We start from the raw sequence: 25452 nt of genomic DNA, 5'->3' as shown, positions 1-25452 counted from the left end.
GACAAGCTTCTTCGTCTTTCAGTTGATCGCTTAAGTTGAATATTCATTCTGTCCCCTGTCCTGTCGCAAGCAGACGTCCTCCGGCAGCCGTGGTCGACCGCCGTCATGCAACGCCATACTGCACGCTGGAATCTTACGCGCAGCGCGCGATTGGGCTGCCGGAGATGGCTGCTGCTGAATTATAAATCGATCGATTCGAGAAGGCTGTCCAGCTCTTCCAGCGTTAATTCGTCATCCCCAAGATCGCTTGGAGTCAGCTCTGACGTCTCTTTGAGCGTGCAGTGCGCAACAATTTCCTGCAGGCGGTCCATCATCCTGTCAAGCAGCTTCTCTGCTGTCGCAGCCTCGTATTGGAGCGCATTATAGTTGAGCGACAGCTTCAGCCTGCCTTCCGTGACCAGACCGCTCACATCCAGCGCGATTGGACGCTCCGATTCCATACTGAACGGCAAGCCCGCATCATAGGACGATGGCTCCATGCCGCTGCTTCCGCCGGCTCCGCTGTCGACATCGATGTCGGCATCGAATTGGCCCAGATAATTGAAGGCAATCTCTGGCTGCAGCGAGGTATCGCTCAGACGGTCGGTCATATATTTCAGAATGCCGTAGCCGATGCCCTTGTTCGGAATTCTCCGCAGCGTTTCCTTCGTTGATTTGATCATATAGGCCAAATCCTCCGATTGCTCCGCATCCAGCACGACCGGGAACTGAGATGTAAACCAGCCCACCGTGCGCGAGATATCCAGCTCCTCCGTAAATGATTCACGTCCATGCCCTTCCAGATTGACAGCGAACCGATTGCCGCCGCTCCAATCCTTGAGCGCCAGCGCCAGCGCCGCCATCAGCAGATCATTGATCTCTGTCCGGTAAGCCTCATGGGCTCCCTTCAACAACGAATCCGTTGCCTCCGGCGACAATTCGCGCTCCACGCTGCGCATATGCGCCACGCGGTGGTCATCGGTGTCGCTGTCCTTGAACAGCGGCGCGATATCCAGCTGCGCCAGCTTGCTCCAGTAGGCGGCTTCCCCTAGCAGAGCCTCGCTTGCTGCGTACGTCTCCAGCTGCTGCGCCCAGTAGCGGTAGGAATCTGTTTTGGCTGGAAGCGTTATGTCCCCGCCCTGCTCCGCCTGCCTGTACGCCTCGGCCAGATCCTCGAACAGGATGCGCCAGGAAACGCCGTCCACCGCAAGATGGTGAATCGCAATCAACAGATGATCGCCCCTGTTCGTCCGGAACAGGCCAAGCTTGACCAGCGGCCCTTGAGTCAAGTCCATCCCGCTCTGAATGGCTATGCCCCCCTCAAGAATGGACTGCCCGATCTCTTCGTCGGACAGATCGCCGCGAAGGTCGATTTCCTCCAAGGTATAATGCTCGCCTTGAAGCTCCGCGTTATATCCACTTGCAGCTCCGCCGTCCTCCAAGGCAAATCGGAGGCGCAGGGCGTCATGATGCGCGGTAAGCTTGCGGAATACCTGATGCAGCGTCTCCGTGTCGAAGCCTTGCGGCCGGTAAATGAGCTCCGCTTGATTCCAGTAGTGCATATCTGCGAAACGGCGCTCGAAGAACCATCGCTGGATCGGCGTCAACGGAACCTCGCCCTGCACAGGCCCCTGTGCAATGACGCGATCCGCTGCCTTCAATCTCGGAATAAGCTCCGCAATTGTCGGATAACGGAACAGATCGCGGATTTCCAGGCGCAGGCCATGCTTGTTCAATCTGGCGGCCACCTGGATCGCCTTGATGGAATCACCGCCGAGCTGGAAGAAGTGGTCCCGCGTTCCGATACGGTCCATACCCAGCACCTCTGCCCAAATAGCGGCCAATATTTCCTCGCGTTCGCCCGTTGGCGCTTCATAGGCCGAAGCGTTGCCGAGGCCGACACGATCCGGCTCAGGCAGCGCCCGCCGGTCTATCTTGCCGTTTGGCGTAACAGGCATCCGCTCCAGCTGCACGATGAATGGCGGAACCATATATTCCGGCAGCAGAGCCGCCAGCGCTTCCTTCAGCGTAGCGGTGTCAAGCTCCCGCTCTGCCGTTATATAGGCGCACAGGTACTTTCCGCCTCCCGCGTCATCCAGCGCCAGCACAATCGCTTCCTTCACGCCCTGCTGCCGCAGCAGCGCGCCTTCAATTTCTCCGAGCTCAATCCGGTAGCCGCGAATTTTGACCTGATGATCGATCCGGCCGATATATTCGATCCGTCCGTCTGGAAGCCAGCGTGCGGCATCGCCCGTGCGGTACATGCGCGAGCCCTGCTGGATTGGATCGTCTACGAATCGTTCCGCCGTCATTTCCGGCAGGCCGACATACCCGCGCGCCAGTCCTTCGCCTGCAATGCACAGCTCGCCTGCTGCGCCGATTGGCGCCAGCACGCCGTCAGCGCCGAGAATGCGGATGCGCGTTCCTGCGATAGGCCGCCCGATTGCAACAGACCGATCCAAGGAAAGGTCGCGTTCAATTGTTGCGACGACACTGCTCTCCGTTGGACCGTATTCGTTAATAAGCTCAATTCGCGCATTGACCGATTTGCTGAGCGCAATTATGTTCTCCGTGACCTTCTCTCCCGCCAGCGTGATCATCCGCAGCGAGTCCGCATCCTCATGGCGCATGCACTCCAGCACTCCGGCATACAAGCTCGGCACGCTGATAAAATGCGTAACGCCATGGCGTTTGATGGCAACCTTGATCGCTACCGGATCTCTCGCCTCGTCTTCATGAAGCAGAACGACAGTTGAGCCCGATACGATCGGTGTATAGAAGCTGGTCACGAAGCCGTCAAATGCGAAGGAGAACAGCTGCAGCACCGCATCGCTGCCATTCAGCCCATACGCTTCCTTTCGCCACCAAATATTGCCCGAGATGCTTCGGTGCTGGATCATAACGCCCTTCGGCTTGCCAGTCGTGCCAGATGTATAGATGATATAAGCCAAATCATCGGGATGATTGACCGCTTGCAGCCTGCTCGTATCCTCCGCATAAAGCGAATCTTGGCCAAGATCCAGCCATTCGGCGGTGGACGCGGTATTGGATACGGATAAGGAACCCGGCATGCATGACGACTGCGCCAGTACGATGCCAGCCCCGCTGTTCTCCAGCATGTAGGCGATGCGGTCGGTCGGATATGCCGGATCAATCGGCATGTAGGCCCCTCCCGCTTTCATAACAGCAAGCATGCCGACGATCATGTCGAAGGACCGGTGCGCCATCACGCCGACTACTGTCTCCGCACCGACGCCACGCGCACGCAACGTGCGGGCAAGTCGATTGGATCGCACATCCAGCTCCCTGTAGCTCATGACTTCCGAACCAAGCACAAGCGCAATTTGCTCTGGCGATGTCTCCGCCTGAAGCTCGAACAGGCCGTGAAGCGTTAAGATTGGCGCATCGATACTACCGCTCTCATTGAAGTCATGGATCAGCAGCTTCCTTTCGTCCTCCCCGACGATATCGATCTCTGCAAGCGTACGATTCGGATTCCTCACGATTTCACGGAGCGTGCCGACATAATGGTTCGCCATTCGTTCCATCGTTTCGCTGCGGAACAGCGAGGTGCAATATTCCCAGCCCAGCAGAAGACGGTCATCCTCCTCTTCCGCCATCAGCGTCAAATCGAATTTGGAAACTTTGTTCTCATATTCATAAGGCTCGAATGCCACCCCGTCGATCTCCATCGATTCACGGCTCATATTTTGCAAAATAAAGACGGTATCAAACAGCGGATTCCGGCTCAGATCGCGATGAGGCTGCAGCTTCTCCACCATCGTTTCGAACGGATAATCCCCGTTCTCATAGGCTTCGTAAGCGTTCCTCCGCACCTCCTCCAGGAAGTGCAGGAACAGCTTCGCGCCCTGAGGACGGTTGCGCATTGGCAGCGTGCTGACGAACATGCCGATCAGCTCCTCCGTATCCGCATGTGTCCGGCCCGCGATTGGCGTGCCCACAACGATATCGCTTTGGCCTGCATATCTGGCCAGAAGCATGTTGTATGCAGCCAGCAGCACCATGAACAGCGTCGTACCGGTAGCTGCGGCAAGCTCCTTGATTCCCCGCAGCAGCTCCTCGTCAGCCTCAAATTCGAAGTAGTCGCCCTCCAGACTTCTTACTGCAGGACGCTGATAATCGGCAGACAGATCCAGCACTGGAATTTCGTCGCTGAAGCGCTCCAGCCAGTAAGACTCCTGTTTGTTGTAAATTTCCGATTGGAACAGTCCCTGCTGCCATACCGCATAATCCTTGTACTGCACCTTCAACGGCTCCAACGCCTCGCCGCGATAAAGGGCGGCGAATTCGCGGATCAGCACACTCATGGATATACCGTCGGAAACGATATGATGCATATCGAACAGAAGCAAATGCTCCGTGGCGCCAGCCCCGAGCCGGAGAAGCCCGACACGGAGAAGCGGAGCCTCGTCCAGTCGGAACGGCCTTACAAAGTCCTCAATGATTGGCGCTGCTTCAACCTCCGCAGCTTCCATCCATTCGAAGCGAAGCTCTGCGCGATCATGCACCTTTTGCACCGTTTCCGCTTCAATCGTATGGAAGGTCGTACGCAGTGATTCATGGCGTTCGACCAGCATGCGGAATGCGCCCTCGAATCTGCCGCGATCCAGCGCGCCCTTCATCCGAAGCACACCCGGCATATTGTAGCTCGTTCCAGGCCCCTCCAACTGGTCCAGCACATACAGCCTCAGCTGTGCGGACGACAGCGGGTAATACGCCTGCTTCGGAGCGGGACGCAGCGTCAGATGCTGCACCCTTTCCGCCGTCTCAATGATATTCGCCAAGTCCCTGATCGTTGCAGTCTCAAAAATTGCGCGAAGCGGCAATTCCACATGAAATTCGCGGTACAGCTGCGACACTAGCGCCATCGCCTTCAAGGAATGGCCGCCAAGGTCGAAGAAATTATCGGCCATGCTGATTCGCTCCCCCCGCAGCGTTTCCTGCAGCAGCTCCTCCAGCATGAGGGCGAGCTTCGCTTCGACCTCATTCGCCGGAGCGACGTATTCACGGCTCCGCAGAAGGTCCACGTCAGGCGCAGGCAGCGCCCGCGTGTCGATCTTGCCGTTGGCAGTGAGCGGCATGACCGGCATTTGAATGAAATAGGACGGGATCATATAACCCGGCAGCACGCCCGCCAGACTTGACCGGATATCAAGAACGGCCAGCTCGTCATCCGCTACAATATATGCACATAGATACTTGCCATCGTGCTCGTCATCACGCGCGACAACAATCGCTTCTTTGACCGAGGCCAGCTTCAGAAGACTGCTCTCGATCTCGCCCAGCTCGATCCGATAGCCGCGAATTTTAACCTGATGATCCATCCTGCCGACGAAATCAATTGTTCCATCTGCCAGCCATCTTGCCCTATCGCCCGTCCGGTACATGGCCTCTCCCTCAGCAAAGGGACAAGCGACGAATTTCTCAGCTGTCAGCTCCGGCTGGCGCAAATAGCCGCGTGCCAGCCCTTTGCCGCTAATGCACAGCTCGCCGTAAACGCCGACAGGCTGCAATTGCAGATGGTCGTCCACGATATACACGCGAGTATTGGCGATTGGGCGGCCTATCGTTACAGCCTTCTCATGATGCAGCCCGCTAAGAATGGTCGCTGTTACACTGCTTTCCGTCGGTCCGTACTCGTTATGCAGCACCAGCAGCGGATTCATTGCCAGACTCCGCTCGATCAGCGCTCGCGGAACATTTTCGCCGCCAAGGGTGATGGCTTTGAGCCCTCCGCCTTCCTCCTTGCCCAGCATATCCAGCACCGCTGAATAGAGGCTTGGCACAGCGCTGAAATGCGTAATGCTATGACTGACGATATAGCCCTTCAAGGCCAGCGGGTCCTTGGCTTCCCCGTCAAGCGCAATAATGGATGCCGCGCCCGCTGCCATTGGAGCAAAGAAGCTGCCGACAAAAGCGTCGAACGCATAGGACAGAAGCTGCAGCACACGGTCGCCTGGGGCGAATCCGTACGCCTCTCTTCGCCATACGATTGTATTGACGATGCTGCCATGCTCCACCATAACGCCCTTAGGACGGCCAGTTGTGCCTGACGTGTAGATCACATAGGCCAGATCGCGCTCGCTGTTAATCAGCTCAAGCTCCGAGCCGTCCGCGCTGTAAGAGGAAGCATCCCTCAGATCAATGACTTCACCGTCAAAATCACCCTTGGATACCGCTGCGCCATAGGTTAGCAGCAAGGCCGCTCCGCTGTCCTTCAGCATGTAGCGGATGCGTTCCTGCGGATATTCGGGATCAATCGGCATGTATGCCGCGCCTGATTTCAGAACGGCCAGTATCGCTACTGTCATCTCCACCGATCGATTGGCCAATACTGCTATGACTTGATCCCGGCCCGCTCCCCTTCCGCGAAGCGTTCGCGCCAGACCATTCGCCCGCTCGTTCCACTCGCGATACGTTAAGGTCGATGCTCCCGCTATAATAGCCGGCAGCTCCGGCGTCCTTGCCGCCTGCTTCTCAATGAGAGCATGCAGCAGCCCTGTTCCCGAGTAAGAGACCAAGGTGTCATTAAAGCGGGAAGCAACCTGCTCCTTCTCTTCTGGCGGCAGCAGCGACAGCTGGCTCAGCTTGACATCCGGCTGCTTCGTGATTGCGGCCATCAGCGCTGTCAAATGGGACGCCATCCGCTCAATAGTCGCTCTATCGAACAGCTTGGAGGCATATTCCAGCACAAATGCCAGGCCATCCTCCGTCTCCGTCGCTTCCAGCGTCAGATCGAACTTGGTCATCGTCTGTTCCAATTCCAGAGCCTGCAGCTCCGCATCTCCGAGCTGAAGCGAGCCATCGTCGGTATTTTGCAAAATAAACATCGTATCGAACACCGGGTTCCGGCTCAGCTCGCGCGCCACATTGAGCCTCTCAACGAGACCTTCGAACGGATAATCTCCGTTCTCGTATGCGCCCAGCAGGCGCGATCTCACTTCGTTCAGCAGCTCGCGAAACGTTAGGCTGTCATCCACCTCTGTCCGTATTGCCAGCGTGTTGACGAACATGCCCACGACGCCTTCGAGATCGGCATGGGACCGTCCAGCGGACGCCGTGCCGACAATAATGTCGGACTGTCCGCTGTACTTGGCAAGCAGCACATTGAATGCCGCCAGCAGCACCATGTAGAGCGTCGTTCCCGTCTGTGCCGCCAGTCCATTCAACGCTTCCCGCAGCTCGCCGTCTGTACGGAAGGAGAGCTGTGCTCCTTCGAAGCTTTGCAGCGAAGGACGCAGATAGTCGGTCGGCAGCTCCAGCACAGGAAGCTCGTCGGATAATGCGTCAAGCCAGTAGCCTTCCTGCTGCTGCAGGAAGCCGGAAGCGAACAGTCGATTCTGCCATGCTGCGAAATCCTTGTACTGCAGCTTCAGCTCCGGCAGCGATTCGCCGCCATACAGTGCGGCAAGCTCATTCATAACGATGGCCATCGACAGGCCGTCCGAGACGATATGATGCATATCGAAGAGAAACAGCTGCCTCTCGTCGTCCAGCTTCACCAGTTCGGCGCGCATAAGCGGCGCAATGTCCAGCTCGAACGGCTTCACGAAGGAAGCAGCCGCCCCCTCAAGCTCTCCCTGAGAAGCATGGAGCAGCTCCCGATAGCGGAGCGCAAACTCGACCTCGGAATTAGAATGAACTCGCTGCATCAGCTCGCCGTTCACCATGTGGAAGGAGGTGCGCAGCGATTCGTGGCGGCGAATCAGCTCGCGAAGGGCCGCTTCCAGCCTGCCGGCATCGATGCTCCCTTGAACCAGCAGCGCATCCGGCATATTGTAGCTCGTACCCGTTCCTTCCATGCCATTCAAAATATACAATCGCTTCTGCGCCGATGACAGCGCATAGAACGGCTGCGGCTTCACGCTCTCGATGGCAGCAAAGTCCGACCGCATGCCTGCAGCCGCTTCTACGAAGCTCGCCATTCCGGCCACTGTCGGCGCTTCGAAAATGCTGCGAAGCGGTATGGCTGCGCCGAGCGCCTTATGAATATGCGACACGAGCACCATCGCTTTAAGCGAATGACCGCCAAGCCGGAAGAAATCATCATTCACTCCGACACCCGTCATACCAAGCACACGCTCCATAATCTCGACAAGCTGCCGCTCCGTTTCCGTCGTTGGCGCGGCATAAACCGATGATTTGAGCTGCAGGCCAGCCGGCTCTGGCAATGCTCTGCGATCCAGCTTGCCATTGGGCGTCAGCGGCATCGCTGCCAGCGCCACCATAAATGCAGGGACCATGTAGGATGGCAGATCCTCTGTCAGGTGGGACTGAAGCTCAGATAGCGTCGGTTCCCTGCCCTCCGCAGCTGCCACAAAGTAGGCGCACAAATATTTTTGCTCCATATCGTCTTCACGGGCGATGACAACCGCTTCGCGGATATTCGGATGCTTCAGCAGACAGGCTTCAATCTCACCAAGCTCAATCCGGTAGCCGCGCACCTTCACCTGATGATCGTCGCGTCCAAGGAACATGACATTGCCATCCGTCATCCATTTGGCTCTGTCCCCGGTCCGATACAGCCGCTCCCCTGGGACGAACGGATTCGGAATGAACTTCTCAGCCGTCAAATCATCGCGCCCCAGATAACCGCGCGCTACTCCTGCTCCCCCGATAAACAGCTCGCCAGCTACGCCGATCGGTGCCAAGCCCAGACTCTCATTCAGCACATAATAGGTCATGTTGGGCAGCGGCTTGCCGATTGGAACGCTTCCCGCAAGCGGCAGCGCTGCGAGCGGCTCCTCATAATAGCTGGAATCAACCGCCGCCTCTGTCACGCCGTAGCTGTTGATGATGCGCATCCCTTCGCCGAAGCGGGAGAGCAGCCTGCGGAATTCCTCCACCGGACAGCTGTCAGCGCCAAGAATAAGCAGCCTCAAAAAGCTGATGTCCAGCCCATTCTCGTGAATATGCGCCATCAGAGGCGCGATAAGCGCCGGCGTAGATTCGAAAATATTAACCTCATGCTCCCGCATCAAGCTGTACAAGGAAGCAGGATCAAGCTTGATGTCATTGGGACAAATAACAAGCCGTCCGCCGCTCAGCAATGCGCGGGCCATATCGCCAGCAAAAACGTCGAACGAGAAGCTCGCCATTCCGAGCAGACGGACAGGGAATTGATTCAGCTCGTACTGCTCCAGCCAGGCGTAGGCGACATTCATATATTGGCAATGCTCGATCATAACGCCCTTCGGCTTGCCCGTTGTGCCCGATGTATAGATGACATAGGCCAAATGCTGCGGCTTCGTCTCATTGATGGGTCCATCATCCCTGCCGCTGGCATGATCCAACTCATCAGCGACTACAATCTCACCCTCGAAAGCCAGTTCTGCTATAAAAGATGACTCTGTGACGACAAGCGCCGCGCCGCTGTCCTGCAGCAGATAGGCAATCCGGTCACTCGGATATTCCGGGTCGACAGGAAGGTATGCGCCTCCTGCCTTCATAACAGCCAGCGCCGCAACGATCATGAGCTCCGAGCGGCCCACCATAACGCCGACAATGCAGTCTGCGCCGATTCCTTTATCGCGGAGAACATGGGCAAGCGCATTGGCGCGGACATTCAGCTCGCGATAGGTGAGGCTTTCACCGCCGGATATAACGGCGATCCCATCCGGCATTCGCTCCGCCTGGGCCGCGAACGCTTCATGGAATGTCAGCTCCTGCGGGTATTCCCTTGCCGAAGCGTTGAATTCCTCCAGCAGTTGCACCTTCTCCGCCTCTGTCAATATGTCGATGCTGGAGATGACTCCATCAGGATTGGACACTGCGCTGCGCACAATTTGCATATAATGGTTTGCCGTCCGCTCCATCGTCTCCCGCTTGAACAGCTTTGTGCTGTATTCCAGTTCGAAGGTTATGCCGTCCGCTGATTCCACTGCATCCAGCGACAGATCAAACTTCGCGGTCCGATTGTCCAATTCATAGGGCGTGAAGGCCAGCCCTTGAACCTCCAACGCTTCCGTATCGCTCATCTGATGGCTGAACATCGTATCGAACAACGGATTGCGGCTAAAGTCACGCTGGAGGTTCAGCTTGTCCACCAGCTCCTCGAACGGATACTCTCCATGCTGGAACGCCTCCAGACTTGCAGTCTTCACTTCCTCCAGCAGCTCCCGGAAGGTCATATCCGCCGTCCCTGTGCAGCGGATCGCCAAAGTATTCACGAACATGCCCGCCAAATTCAGCACATCGGCATGCGGCCTTCCTGCAACCGGCGTACCGATAACAACATCATGTCCGCCGGAATATTTGCCCAATAAAATCTGATAGGCCGCCAGCAGAAGCATGTACATCGTCGCGCCGGATTCGCCTGCGAGCCGCTGCAATTGTCCGTGCAGCTCTGTGCCCGCCGAGAAGGTCAGCCGGTAGCCCTCGAAGCTCTGCATTGGCGGTCTGGCATAATCTGTCGGAAGCTCCAGCACTGGAATGTCTCCGGCGGCAAATTGCTTCAGCCAGTAAATCTCCTGCTCCCTCATCGCCTCAGCAGCAAACCTGTCGTTCTGCCATGCGGCAAAATCCTTATACTGCACGGCAGGCTCGGACAGCTCGCTGCCGCTGTACAGACTTATAAATTCATCCACGAGAAGACGAATCGACTCCCCGTCAGACACAATATGATGCATATCAATGAGCAATATATGCCGCTCCGGGGACAGCCTCAGCACCTCGGCGCGCATTAGCGGCGCTTCGTCCAGACGGAACGGACGGACGAAGGCGGCGGCGATGCCGTTCACCTCATCCTCCAAGGCATCCCTGACAACCCACTCCAGCTCCGCATCCTCATGCACCTTCTGGAACGGCTCGCCGTCAATCGCATGAAACGAGGTCCGCAATATTTCATGGCGGCGCACAATATCGCGGAAGGCATTCGTCAGCAGCTCCATATCCAGCGGACCATCGATCTGGAGCGCATCGGACATGTTGTAGCTTGTGCTGTCCCCATCCTCGAACTGATTCAGAATGTAGATCCGCTTCTGAGCTGAAGATACAGGATAATATTGCTGCTCCGACACTTTGGGAATCGCTGTATAGCCAGCTCCCTCAGCCGCGCCCCATTGCGCAATCAGCAGGGCAAGCCCCTCCAGCGTTGGCGTCTTGAACAGCTCGCGCAGCGGAACCTCTGCTCCTAGCGCTTTGGCAGCATGCGAGAGCATGACCATCGCTTTCAGCGAATGTCCGCCAAGCTCGAAGAAATGATCCTGCGCGCCAACCCGCTCAACGCCAAGCACTTTCTGCCATATTCCCGCAAGCACCCGCTCAGTCTCGGTTCGCGGAGCGATATACACTGTCGTCTTGAGGTCGCCCTCCGGCTCCGGCAGCGCCTTGCGGTCGATTTTGCCGTTCGGGGTGAGCGGGAATTTATCCATCTGCACAAAGAATGACGGGACCATATAGCCCGGCAGCTCGGCATGGACAAACTCGCGCAGCTCTGCAGCATCGATGTCCTCTGTCGCGGTATAGTAAGCGCACAAATATTTGTTGCCGCCCTCATCGCTGCGATCCATGACGATGGCCTCTCTGACCGCCTCATGCCCTAGCAGCCGCGCCTCAATCTCGCCGCACTCGATGCGGTGGCCGCGGATTTTGACCTGATGATCCATCCGTCCCATATAGACCAGATTTCCGTCTGGCAGCCACTTGGCATAATCCCCTGTCCGATAGAGACGGACGCCCCGCTCGCTGCGGAAAGGGTCCTCCATGAAGGCCTTCGCCGTCTTGTCAGCATCGTTCAAATATCCGCGTCCAACTCCAATCCCGGATACGCACAGCTCCCCTACTACCCCAACGGGCAGCAGGTTCATGCCACTGTCAACGACATAGACCTTCAGATTGCGCACCGGCTTGCCGATCGGCATCGTCTCAGACGATGGAGCGCGGTCCAGAATGTGCAGCGTAATATCATCGCATGCCTCTGTCGGTCCATAAGCGTTGACGAGCTTAATATGCGGATACCGCTGGAACCACTGTCTTGCCAGCTGAGCATTGGCATTCTCCCCCGTAACAAGCAGATGCGTCAGCGCAGGCAGCTCTGCGTCAAGCTCCATCTCCAGCATCGCAGACATGAATGAAACGACGACCTCAAGCACAGTTACACTGTCATTTTCCACGGCCGCAATGAACGCTTTCGGATTCGTAATAAGCTCATTCGGATAAATAGCGGTCGTACCGCCAATCGTCAGCGCCGTCACAAACTGCCAGACAGAAATATCGAAGCAATGCGGAGCATTTTGCGCCAGCACACAGCCTTCCTTCATATCCAGCTCCTCAATCATCGCCTCGATATGATTCAGCATGCCCGCATGCTCCAGCATCGCACCCTTCGGCTTGCCTGTAGAACCCGATGTATAGATCAGATACGCCAACTGCTCCGGCACAAGCTCGATCCCCAGATTGCTGTCCGGCTGCGCCATAAGCTCGCCGCCCATCGTATCCAACAGGAGGAATTCTGAAGACGGCAATGCCAGCTGCAGCTCTTCGCTGGTGAATGCACCTTCAGTCAATACACATTTGGCTTCAGAATCTCCGATCATATCGATGATCCGCTGCTGCGGATAGAGCGGATCAACAGGCACGTATGCGCCGCCTGACTTCCAGATCGCCAGTATGCATTCCACCATTCTCGGCTTGCGATCCATAAGGATAGCGACACGGTCATCACGCCCTACCCCTCTTGCCGCCAGCACTCGCGCCAGCCTGTTCGCCCGCCGATTCAATTCGGCATAGGTCACGTCCTCGTCGCCGCAGCGAACCGCAATCCGGTCGGGGAACCGTGCCGCCCCTTCCTCGAAGAGAGACACCGTCGTCACCCCTTCGCGAACAGGCGCGTCCGTGCGGTTGAAGTCCTCGACAATTCCCCGCTTCTCCGCATCTGTCAGCAGCTGAAGCTCTCCCAAAGCCGCTTGCGGAGCCTCCGCGATAACGCCGAGAATTTGTCTGTAATGGCCCGCCAGACGTCTTGCCGTCTCTTCCCTGAACAGCGCAGTACAGTACTCCAGAACGAACTCGATCTCCCCATCGCCTTCGCGGGCTTCCAACGACAGATCAAATTTAGATATCTGTTCATTGACCTCAATTGAACTGAAGGAAAGACCTGGAAGCTCCAACTCAGCCGTATCGACATTGTTAAGGCTGAACATCGTATCGAATAACGGGTTGCGGCTTAAGTCGCGGCGAATGCCGAGCTTGTCCACAAGATCCTCAAAGGGATATTCCTGATGGTCAAAAGCTTCCAGCGTCCGTTCCTTCACTTGGTCCAAAAAGCTCGCAAACGTCTGCTCGGCAACAGGATACGTGCGAATCGCCAGCGTATTGACGAACATTCCGATCATCTCGTTCAGCTCCGCACGGGAACGGTTGGCGATTGGCGTGCCTACGATGTAGTCGTTCGCACCGCTGTATTTGAACAGCAGCACCTTGTATGCAGCGAGCAGCACCATGTACAGTGTCGTACCGGTTTCCTTGGTCAATGCGTTAAGGCGTGTCACAAGCTCGGCGTCAATTCTGAATTTGAAGTCGCTGCCTTCAAAGCTCTGCACCGGAGGACGCTGGTAATCATACGGCAGCTCCAGCACCGGCAGCTCGCCCGCCATGGCGCTCCGCCAATAGCTCTCCTGCGTGCTGTATTCCTCGGAGTCCAGCCAGCCCTGCTGCCATACGGCGTAATCCTTGTACTGCAATTGAAGCGCAGGCAGCGATCCATTGCCGGCATAGAGCGCGATCCATTCTTTTACAATAATCGCAACAGAAATACCGTCGGAGACAATGTGATGCATATCGAACAGCAGGAGGTGCTTTTCCTCCGTCAGTCTCGTTAGCCCGATGCGCAGCAGCGGCGGATTGCCGAGATCGAACGGACGAATAAATCGCTCAACCGCTTGCGGAATTTCCGACTCGTTCGCATGGCTGTAGTCGATTGTGAAATCGACTTGGTCAACGATGCGCTGCACGGGCACGCCATTCTCCAACTGGAACGAGGTACGAAGCGCCTCGTGCCTGCGAATGATTTCAGCGAATGCGTACTGCAGCCGTTCGCGGTCTACCTGTCCTTCAAGAAGCATGGCGGCAGGCAGGTTGTAAGCTGTTCCCGCGCCCGCTCCCTCCAGTCGATCCAGTACGAACAGACGCTGCTGTGCCGAGGACAAGGGGTATTGCTGCTGAATCGGCGCTGGTTCAATCGCATCATAGCTCGGCTGTGCTGCGTCGTGCACTGCATTCAGCACTCCGTTCAGCATTGCATCCTGTATTGTATTTGATGCTGCATTTGGTGCTGAATTTGGTGCTGAATTTGGTGCTGCATTTGGTGCTGCATTTGGTGCTGCATTTGGTGCCGCATTTGGTGCCGCATTTGATTCTACGTTTTGTGTTGCCTCTTGCGCTGAATTCTGTGCTCCGTTCCCTGCTGTGTTCTGTGCTCCGTTCCCTGCTGCATCCTGTACTGCATTCTGTGCTATGTTCCCTGCTGTGTTCTTTACTCCGTTCTGTGCTGCCTCTTGCACTGCGTTCTGTGCTGCAGCCTGCACCGGTTCCGGCGCAGCTCCTGTTTTCTCATCAATATAGGCGGCAAGCTCAGCAAGCGTTGGCTGCTTGAATATCGTGCGCAGAGCTATTTTCGTCTTGAATTCCTTCAAAATTCGGGCAGCAAGCATGGCCGCGCTAAGAGAATGACCGCCTTTGGCAAAGAAATCATCCTCTGGCGACAAATCAGAGACACCTAGAAGCTCCTGCCAGATCGACATCATCCGTTCTTCGGTCCGCGTCCATGCCGCAGTCGCGACTGCCGCTTCCATTGCCGCAAGCTGCGGCTGCGGCTGCGGCTGCGGCTGCGGCTGCGGGAGCGCACTGTAATCAAGCGTACCGTCCTCCGTTATTGGCATCGCTTCAAGACGCACAAATGAGGATGGAATCATAGGTGCGGGCAAATGCTCGGATAAAACGGCGCGCAGCTCGGTATCGCTGATCTCGCCGCCTGTATAATAAGCGGCCAGCAGTGTACGCCCGTTTTTCGCGCCGAGCGCGCCTTTCACTTCATCTTCTCCGCCATTCACTGCTACGACTACAGTTGCTCTGATTTGCGGTATCTTCAACAGAACGTTCTCAATGTCGCCAAGCGCAATCCGATTGCCACGGATGTTGACCAGCCGATGCGGGCCGCCAATATACTCCACTTCACCGAAGGCTCCCAGTCTCGCAGATTGATCTGTCCGATACAGCCTTTCTTCCGGCTTATACGGGTTGCTGATATAACGCTGGGCCTCCTGTTCAGGAGGATTCCCGCAATCGGTTGCTGCTCCTTCGCCTCCGATGTACAGCTCACCTATAACGCCAAGAGGCGCCAGCATATTGCTGCTATCGAGAATATAGGCGGTCCGTGCTGGAAACGGCAGGCCGATATTGCCCCGGTTCGCGGCGATCTCCGCATCACCGATTTCTTTATACAAGGCAGGCAGCTTCGCTGCTGAAGAGCCGAGCAGGTGAACCAGCTTCGCCTGTCCATATTTCTCCTGCCAAGGCTGAAGAATGACCGGATGCAGACCTTCGCCGGACAGCATCACATAACGAAGAGCAGGCGCATTGTCGGTCCGCTGCATCTCCGCCTGAACCAGCGCGTAGAAGGCCGTCGGCGCTCCGTTCAGAACGGTGATTCGCTCCACGCGAAGCAGCTCTGCCAGCTCTGCGGCAGACTGTGCAATTTGTTGAGGCACAACAACGATTCTGCCTCCATACAACAATGCGCCGAACATCTCCCATAACGAGCTGCCGGAGTTCAGCGAGTGCGTCATCGTCCATGTATCGGACGCGCCAAGCTGAAACGGCAGACGGTCGTTAACGAGCAGACTGACGGCATCGCGATGGCTTATCCTGCTCCCGGTTGAATGCTCAGCCGGAATAGACGTGTACAGAATGGCAAGCCAATCATCCGGCGAGCTGAATCGCTCCAGATTACTGCAGTTCCCCGCATATTGGCTCTCGTCAAGCAAGTCGATGACAATTCCGGTATAATCCGCTGTCAAGCGAAGAGCATCCGCTTCTGAACCCTTTAACAGCACCGTGGCCCCGCTATCCTGCAGCACAAAACCGATATGTTCAGCGGAGCTCGATGGCGCAATCGGCACATACGCGCCTCCCGCCTTCGAAATGGCCAGCATCGCTGTAATCAGCTCGATAGAACGATGCCCCGCAACAGCAACTGAGCTGTTGCCCGTTACTCCGCTCGCGCGCAGTGTTCGCGCCAGACGGTTGGCCCGCTCGTTCAGCTCGCGGTACGTCCATGTCCGATCTCCCTGCGACACGGCCGGATTGTCAGGCGTTAGCGCCGCCTGATCCTCGAAGAGGTCCACGATCGTCGCAGCACCGGGATAGGAGGCTTCCACGCCGTGAAGCTCATGAAGCAGCTGCACTTTCTCCTCTGCCGTCAGCATATCGATGACCCCGAGCTCCACATTCGGATCATCCGTCACCGCATGCAGCACATTCATAAAATGGGCAGCTAGCCTGTCCATCGTGTCTCTGCGGAATAGAGCCGTGCAATACTGCAGCTTGAAACGAATATCGTTGGATTGCTCCGAGGCCTCCAGCAGCAGGTCGAATTTGGAAACCCCTTCGTCCAGCTCATGAACCTTCAAAGTCAGACCTTCGATTTCCATCTCGACGATATCGTCGCTCAAATGCACGAACATCGTGTCGAACAGCGGATTGCGGCTCGTATCCCGCTCCAGCTCCAGCTTCTCAACGAGAAGATCAAGCGGATAATCCTGATGCTCGTAAGCCTGGAACAGCGTATCCTTCACTTCGCCTACAAGCTGGCGGAAAGTCTTGCTGTCTTGCGGATAGCAGCGGATGCCCAGCGTATTGACGAACATACCGAGTACGCCGCTGGCGTCGGGATGCGCCCGTCCGGCAATCGGAGTGCCGACGATTTGGTCATCCTGACCTGTATATTTAAACAGCAGCGCACCGTAAGCGGCGAGCATCACCATATAGGAGGTCGTTCCCGTCTGGGCGGCTACTCGCCTTACTGCTGCAGTCAGCTCGCCGCCGGCATGGAACCAGAAGCGGTCACCAGCGAAGCTCTGCACGGATGGCCGTGAATAATCGGTCGACAAGGACAGCACTGGAAGCTCACCGGCGAATTGCTGCAGCCAATAATCTGCCTGCACCCGCATCGACTCGCTTTCCAGCAGCCGGTTCTGCCAATCGGAGAAATCCTTGTATTGGACCCGCAGCTCCGGCAAGCGGCCGCCCCGATATAGAATCCCGAATTGCTCCAGAAACAACTGAATCGAAACGCCATCGGAAATAATGTGATGCATGTCCAGAAATAATGCGTGCCGCTCCTCATCGAGCTTCACCAGCATAGCCCGCATAAGCGGCGCATCGGTCAATTGAAACGGTCGGATGAACTGTTCCTCGATTCCAGGCAGCTCGCTATCTGCTGCCTTGATAGTCGGCATTTCAAATTGCACCTGCTCATGGACCATCTGGAGGGGAACGCCGTCTTGCATAGCGAAGGAGGTGCGCAGCGACTCATGCCGCTGTATCAGCAGCTGCAGCGCTTTCTCTACGCGTCCCGCATCAAGCGGACCTTCGATGGCGAATCTGCCCGGCATATTGTAAGCCGTGCTCTCCTCCTCCAGCATATTCAGCAGATACATCCGCTTCTGAGCTGATGACAAGGCATAGCGCTCTTGAAGCGGCACGGCCGGAATCGCCTCGTATCGTTTCGCACCGCCTTGCCCCATAGCGCGAGCCAGAGCAAGGGCGATCCCCTCAACCGTAGGCTTCTCGAACAGCTCGCGAAGCGGCAGCTCCACACCGAATTGCTTGTAAATATTCGCCATAATGAGCATAGCCTTCAAGGAGTCGCCGCCCAGCTCGAAGTAATTGTCGTTCACTCCAACTCGTTCGAAGCCCAGCACCGTGCCCCAAATATTCGCAAGCTGCTGCTCAGCATCGCTGCGCGGCGCAACGTAAGCGATCGTCCGATCACCGGAAGAGCCCTCTGGCTCGGGCAGCGCTCGCCGGTCTATCTTGCCGTTCGGCGTCAGCGGGAATGCATCCAGTCCAACAAAGTAGGACGGGACCATATAGCCAGGCAGCTCTGCGGAGACGAACTCGCGCAGCTCTGCTGAACCCGCCAGCTCTGCGCCTGCATTGCCTGTATAATAGGCGCATAAATATTTGTTCCCGCCCTCATCGCTGCGATCCAGCACGAGGACCTCCTTAATGTCCACATGCTGCAGCAGCCGTGCCTCGATATCGCCGCATTCGATCCGATGTCCGCGGATTTTGACCTGATGATCTATCCGCCCCATATATTCCAGACTTCCGTCCGGCAGCCAGCGTGCCAAATCCCCTGTCCGGTACAATCTGACTCCCCGCTCTTCACGGAACGGGTCCTCCATGAACGCCTTCGCCGTCCGCTCGGGATCGTTCATATATCCCCGTCCGACGCCTATTCCCGATACGCACAGCTCTCCCACAACGCCTACAGGCATCAAATTCATATGGGCATCCACAACATAAACCCTCAAATTGCGAAGCGGCTTGCCGATAGGCATGACGTCAGATTCCGGCGCGGCATCCATCATATGCAGTGTAATATCGTCGCACGCCTCTGTCGGTCCATACGCATTGATCACTCTGACATGGCGATACCGCTCGAACCAGCGGCGAACGAGATGCGGCTTGGCCGCTTCCCCTGTTACGAGTAGCTGCTTCAATGCTTCCAGCCGCACATCCAAGTCCATCTCCAGCAGGGCGGACATGAAGGATACGACCACCTCCAGCACGGTTACGCCGTCGCGTTCAACCTCGGCAATAAAGGCGCGCGGATTAAGGATCAGCTCATTCGGATAAATAACCGTCGTGCCGCCAAGCGTGAGCGCGGTTACGAACTGCCATACCGATATGTCAAAGCAGTGCGGCGCATTCTGCGCCATAACACAGCGCTCGTCCATATGCAGCTCTTCCACCATCGCCTCAATATGGTTCAGCATGCCTGCATGCTCCAGCATTGCGCCCTTCGGCTTGCCGGTTGAGCCCGACGTGTAGATCATATATGCCAGCTGCTCCGGCACGATCTCGACATCCAGATTGCCGCTGCCCAGCTCCGCCAGCTCAGCAGCCGCTTCATCCAGCCTAAAGAATACATCTGGCAGACTCGCTTGCTGCTGATCAATCCAAGCAACCGATTCCGCGACTTCCTCTTGCAGCTCGTCGCTCCTATTGATCGTTTCCGCAATCCCCGCTCGCAGCTCATCGCTGCAATGCGCCGACTCTGTCAGCACACAGCATGCGCCAGAGTCGCCGATCATATCGACGATTCGCTGCTGCGGATAGGCGGGATCGACCGGGACATACGCGCCGCCGGCCTTCCATATCGCCAGGATGCAAACTACCATAAGCGGCTTGCGCTCCAGCAATATCGCTACGCGATCATCGCGTCCCACTCCTCTGGCGATCAGCGCGCGAGCCAGTCGGTTGGCCTGCTCATTCAGCTCCCGATAGGACAGCGTTTCAGCACCGCATTTCACCGCGATGTCATCCGGCACGGCAAGCGCCTGCTTCTCGAACAGCGCAATCGTCGTAAGGCCAGGCTCATATTCCGCATCCGTATTGTTGAACGCCTTCACAATAAGCTGCTTCTCTTCGGGAGAGCAGAGCTCCAGCTCATAGAGCTTCTTATCCGGGTTCGTCACCGCATCGCCGACCAAGGTCAGCAGATGACGGCACATAGCCGCAATCTCTTCCCCTGTGAACACCTCTGTACGGTAATCAAAAACAATCAGCAGCTCGCCCTTATCCCATTGGTCCTTGACCGAAATAAACAGATCATTCAGCTCATGGCCGCAGAACAGCTGATCGACCACATAGCTGATCCCATTCTTCTCCTGCCAGCCCATAACGATATATTCCAGCGCCATGCCGAACAATGAACTGAGATCAGGCTTATGCGCCTTCAAATCGTTCAGAATGGTGTTGTAGGGATATTTCTGATGGCGAAGCACACCCATCTGCTCCTTGAATACGCTCCGCGCGAACGACAGAAAATCCATCTCCGGCACAACTGTCGCGCGTATCGGAGTCGTGCTGACAAACATGCCTGGCTGCGACTTCTCCTGCGCATTCGTCCGATTCGCAAGGAATGTTCCCAGTACCAGATCCTCATGGCCGGTTATGCGGTAACAGTACGTATAGAGAATGGAGAGAAACAGCGTTAATACGCTCACCTTATGCGTCTCGCAGAAGCTCCGGATTTGCCGCTCCAGCTCCTGGGGGATGACGAATACTTGACGGTCCGCCTCTGTACGAATGCTGTAGCTGTCCGTCGGCTTGAGGGAGATGAATTCCGGAAGCGTCTTGAACTTCTCATTCCAGAACGCCTTATCCTTGCGCCAGCGCTCCGACTGCTTATATTCCGTTTCAACCGGCAAATATTCCAAATAAGAAGGGCTTGCCTCCTCCGGCGCCGCTTCCTTGTCAACCAGCTTCAAGTAAATATCGAGAATTTCGCTGATCGTAATAACCATGCCGGTTCCGTCCGACAAAATATGATTCACAACAATAACAAGACAGCCCTCATGCTCGCCAGTGCGGGCGATTCCAAAGGAATAGAGGTCAGCATCGTCAAACTCAATCGGCGTCCGAAACAGCTCATCGGCCCATTGATTAACAGCCCCCATATTTCCTTCTGCAAAATGGACAACCTCAATATCAAAAGGCTTGTAATCCGCCACAGCCTGCTTAGGCTCATTGCCCGGCTCATTAATCATGCGGAGCCTGATCGTATCGTTAAGGCGGACGTAATGATTAATCGCCTGCTTCATGAGCTCCGTATCAAACGGCTCTCTCGTCTTGAAACGCACGATTCCGCCAATGCTGCATATGCTGCTCCCCGGATAAAATTTCTCCGTATACCAGATTCGTTTCTGCGCTTCGGTCAACGGATATGTCAATCCAATGTCCATCAATTTCCCTCCAAGTAAACCGGAATCCGAATGCGGCTTACGCCATTCGTCCTCCGCCATTATTCAAGCATGTCGCCGATGCCGCTTCCCAGCGCCAGTCGGGAATAAAATTGACCGATAGCAATATCGAACGCGGCCATGCCCATCGGATTGAACATGACGGCGGCTTCTGATTGGAATTGGGCGATGCAGTTATGCTGGACCACATCAACGATCGAGCGCGTCCCTTCCTTTTGCAGCCCCATCGACAGATGCATCATTTCCACATCCGTGTTCTCCCTGCACACTTCTTCCCAGTGATCGACAATAATCGCGTCCTTGACATGCGGATAGATAGCCTCAGCCTCAAAGTCCCGCAGCGAAACATTAAGCAGCAGCGCCCCCGAATTCGGAGGAAGATTGATGTAAGGCTTGGAGGATACGGTGCATGTGATGACAATATCAGCATTCTCATAAGCCTGCTGCCAGCTCTCTGCAATCGTGATGCGGTCATTTCCTTCCAGCCCTAACCCCTCGCGGTCAATCGGACGCAAATCATAGAGCGTGATGCTCTCGATCCGGTCGCCGAGCAATTGCTGGCACATCTGCAAATGATATTGTCCAATCGGGCCGAAGCCGATAATGCCTATTCTGTAGCTTGGCCTTGGCCTGGCCGCGATGAAATGCTTGATTATCATCCCTGTAACCGAAGCCGTGCGGATAACACTCAGCAAAGACGTATTAATAACCGCCGTCGGTTGTCCAGTCTCGACATCGTTCAGTATCATGACGCTGCTAGCCCGAGGCAAATCCCGCTCGATGTTGCGGGGAAAGCTGGCGATCCATTTGATCCCTGCCGAATTGACATCTCCGCCTACGAACGCAGGCATCGCGATAATACGATTCTGCAGATCGCGGAACCTGAGATAAGGCTTCACGGGCTGCGCGTAGTCCTCGCTTGCGATGCAGCGGACCGCTTCTTCGATCACTTCGATCGTTGCGTGCCAGTTTACGCCGAGCTGCTTCACATGCTTTTCGTTAAGATACAGCATTATTTCTCTCCTTTTAGATCAGCTCTTTTTAGATCAGCTCTTTTTAGATCAGCTCTTTTTAGATCAGCTTAAATCAGCTCTAAAGTTTTCTTTGGCTCCAGAAATGGCATGTACCATTCCGGATTATATATCGTGCTGCCGTACCGTTCTCCCCGATCAGGAAACACCATTACGACCGTGGGGTTCCCGGACACCGCTTTCCCATTAAAATATTGCTTCACCGCGCTATAGACCGATCCCGATGATCCGCCAGCGTATATCATTTCCCGATCCAGCAGCTCATGGCAGCTTCTAATTGTCGACGCCTCGTCCACCATGATGACCTCATCGATCATCGCTGTCTTCAGAATATCGGGCGTCATGCTGGAGCCGATTCCCGGAATATGCCGCTTCTGCGGCGCTCCGCCGAAGATGACCGAGCCGATCATGTCAACAGCGACCACCTTGCATGCCGGGAACATCTCCTTCACCTTTCTGGATGTGCCCGATATCGTTCCGCCTGAGCTCACGCCCATAAACAAATAATCGATCCGCTCGAATTGGGCGCATAATTCAGTCGCCAGTGTATAATAATAGGCCGCCGCATTGAGCGGGTTGCCGTATTGATTAATCCAATAAGAATTCGGGATCTCCCGCTTCAATTGCTTAACCTTCTCGATTCGGGTTAACAGGTAGCCCCCGCTCTGATCTGGAGTCGTGACCTTGATCATCTTGGCGCTGAGTCTCTGGATCAGCATTTCGTTCTCCGCAGCGATATTGGGATCAACGACACAATAGAACGGCAAGCCGAAATATCGGCAGTAAGAGGACAACGCCACGCCGAAATTGCCGGAGGTGGATTCGATAATAACCGTATCCCTATTAATCTCCCCGCTGTTCAGCAGCGTCTGAAGCATGTAGGAGGCTGCTCTGTCCTTCACGCTGCCGGTCGGATTGAAGGACTCCATCTTGGCATAGAGTCCGATCGATTGCAGTTCAGAGGGACTTAGCTGGACGACGGGCGTATTGCCGACCTTATCCAGAATAACTTGCTTTACCATACGACTTCCCTCCATTTTTCTTACATCATTTAGCTTAGGTTGAACTTTTGAAAGAACAACAGAGCGGAGCAGGGGAAATGATTCTGAAGAAGCGTTAGCGTTCGCCTTTGTTCCCGGAATTCCACCATAAGCAGCTTCAATTCAACAATTCCGGGAACAACAGCGATCGTAAGAACATTCCCCCGCACAGCGGCCTGGAAGTTTCTTTCAACACTCATCCAACTCAGCTATACAAGCACCATTGCTTGCGGCTTCGGCATCGCTTTGCGGTCCACCTTGCCATTAGGCGTGACCGGCATTTTGTCCAACTGAATCACATGGGAAGGAACCATATAGTACGGGAGCTGCTGCGACATATGCGTTTTGACTGCCGCTATATCAATGTCGGGCCTACCTACCAGGTAAGCGCACAGATATTTCGTACCGAGCTCATCCTCCAAATCAATGACGACTGCTTCGTGGACATCGGGATGATTCACCAGCTTGTTCTCGATCTCGCCAAGCTCGATTCGGAAGCCCCTGATCTTCACCTGATAGTCCTTCCTCCCGAAAAACTCGATAATGCCGCCCGGCAGCCAGCGGCCGAGGTCGCCTGTTTTATAGAGACGGCGATCCGTCTCTTGGGTGAAAGGATCATTCATGAACACGGCATCCGTTCTGGCCGCATCATTAAGGTATCCTCGTCCGACGCCAATGCCGGATACACAGATTTCCCCTTTGGCCCCAATCGGGCACAGACGCATCTCCTGATCCACGATATAAATATTGAAGTTATGAAGCGGCTTGCCGACTGGAATCGTATCCAACTGAGGCACATCATTCATAATATGGTGCGTAATATCATCCGAGGCTTCCGTTGGTCCGTAAGCATTCACGACAGGAATAGCGGGATAGAGCGCGAACCATCGCTTGACCACGTTCTGTTTCAGCGCCTCGCCGGTCACCACCAGCTTCTTCAGCTCCGGGAATGCGCGGCGTTCGGTCTCCAGAAACTCCAGCATGACGGACAAATAGGACGGTACGACCTCCAGAATGGAAGCTCTGTCAGCTATGACGCTGTCTATCAGAAAATCAGGATCAGCCGCCAGATCATTCGGATAGATCAGCGTCGTTCCCCCGACTGTCAGCGCCGCAAAAAACTGCCACACAGAAATATCGAAGCAATGGGATGCGTTCTGCACGACAATGCTGCTGTCCGCAATGGCAAGATCGTTTATTTTGGCGTACAAATGATTCATCATGCCCAGATGCTCAACCATCGCGCCCTTAGGCTTGCCCGTCGAGCCCGACGTATAGATCACATAGCTTAATTGACCGCTGTCAGCGGATAGCTCAGGGTTGTCCGCAGCATATTCTTGCAGCTCCGTCTCCAGATCGTCCAGATTGACCGCCGGACATAACGTATCTCCGGTTAACCATGGGTGGGCGGCAGCTGTTTCTGTCACTATGAGACTGCAGCCGGAGCTGCCCACGATGTCCCTGATCCGCTCCGCCGGATATGCGGGATCGAGCGGGATATACGCGCCTCCTGCCTTCCAGACGGCAAGCATGCACTCTACCATTCGAGGTCCGCGATGCATCAGAATCGCCACCAGCTTCTCCGTGCCAATCCCTTGCCCGATCATCCAATGCGCCAGCCGGTTCGCATTCCCGTTCACCTCTCTGTAGGTGAACCGCTGCTCTTCGCAGATCAGCGCAATACGATCTGGACCCGCAGCAGCCTGCTCCTGAAACAAATGGTGAATCGACTTCTCTCCGGGAAATTGAAAGTCAGGGCCATTGAAGCCATGGAGCGCCTGCTTCTCCTCATCTGTCAGAATGTCGATGTCGCGCAGGGCAATAGCCGGATTGCCGACAACCGCCTGTATAATGCTCCGAAAATGATGGGCTGCACGTCTAACCGCTTCATGAGCATGTGCAGAACCGCTATAAACAAGCTTAATGATGAATTGCGCCTCTGCAGACAGGACATGAGCATGGAATTCGCAGCCTGTAAGCCCATGTGTATAATGGCCTTCACTGAATTTGTCACTCCGCGCAGTCGCCAATGCTCTCGCTTCCTGAAAGGAGCGCAGCCATTCGATAAAGCTCAAGTGCTCTTCAAGATGCAGCTCAACAGCAATGGGCTCGGGAAAGGCTTGTCTCATCACGGCAATCTCGAAGGTTATGTCGCTCGTGTCGTTATATCTGGACAACAGCACTCCCCAGGCGCTATGCACAATGCTGTCTACCGTTAATGCATGCTCCTCGGCTATTTTCAACAGGTCTCGACTAAGCTCTACTCCAAGCGAAAGCTCATATTTCTCAAAGGGCTGCTCACCCAAAAATTGGTTCCAATAGGTTCGCGTCTGCTCCGGACTGCCTTCCTTATTGAATGACGTTGCATGCAGCATCGAGTTCTGTATCATT

At 55.6% G+C, this 25452-nt stretch carries 4 protein-coding genes and 1 pseudogene; all 5 read right to left on the bottom strand.

The features are described from left to right. Positions 1 to 179 precede the first annotated feature (179 nt). A complete protein-coding gene (locus L6H65_RS09155) occupies positions 180 to 20972 on the bottom strand; it encodes a non-ribosomal peptide synthase/polyketide synthase (RefSeq protein ID WP_236340268.1) in 20793 nt (6930 codons plus the stop codon). Positions 20973 to 21031: 59 nt separating this feature from the next. Further along, a complete protein-coding gene (locus tag L6H65_RS09150) occupies positions 21032 to 22003 on the bottom strand; it encodes a 2,3-diaminopropionate biosynthesis protein SbnB (protein ID WP_236340259.1) in 972 nt (323 codons plus the stop codon). Next, positions 22003 to 22068 (bottom strand): annotated as a pseudogene (locus tag L6H65_RS26770) (pentapeptide repeat-containing protein); the annotation flags it as partial. The pseudogene L6H65_RS26770 and the gene L6H65_RS09150, both read right to left, overlap by 1 nt. A 3-nt stretch (positions 22069 to 22071) precedes the next feature. Next, positions 22072 to 23043: a 2,3-diaminopropionate biosynthesis protein SbnA gene (sbnA, locus tag L6H65_RS09145; protein WP_236340257.1), complete on the bottom strand. Its 972-nt coding sequence runs from the start codon at positions 23041 to 23043 to the stop codon at positions 22072 to 22074. Positions 23044 to 23270: 227 nt separating this feature from the next. Then, positions 23271 to 25451 carry a non-ribosomal peptide synthetase gene (locus L6H65_RS09140; RefSeq protein WP_236340255.1) on the bottom strand — a complete coding sequence of 727 codons (2181 nt, stop codon included), beginning with the start codon at positions 25449 to 25451 and terminating at the stop codon, positions 23271 to 23273. Between the last annotated feature and the right edge of the window lies 1 nt (position 25452).

It is taken from the genome of Paenibacillus plantiphilus, from assembly GCF_927798095.1.
Taxonomy (GTDB): Bacteria; Bacillota; Bacilli; order Paenibacillales; family Paenibacillaceae; genus Paenibacillus_Z; species Paenibacillus_Z plantiphilus.
This window is presented reverse-complemented; position numbering and strand designations above follow the sequence as displayed.

Excerpts from the sequence above, each read along its gene's own strand:
- L6H65_RS09155 (WP_236340268.1), bottom strand. The coding sequence starts at position 20,972 with ATGGACATTGGATTGACATATCCGTTGACCGAAGCGCAGAAACGAATC.
- L6H65_RS09150 (WP_236340259.1), bottom strand. The coding sequence starts at position 22,003 with ATGCTGTATCTTAACGAAAAGCATGTGAAGCAGCTCGGCGTAAACTGG.
- sbnA (WP_236340257.1), bottom strand. The coding sequence starts at position 23,043 with ATGGTAAAGCAAGTTATTCTGGATAAGGTCGGCAATACGCCCGTCGTC.
- L6H65_RS09140 (WP_236340255.1), bottom strand. The coding sequence starts at position 25,451 with ATGATACAGAACTCGATGCTGCATGCAACGTCATTCAATAAGGAAGGC.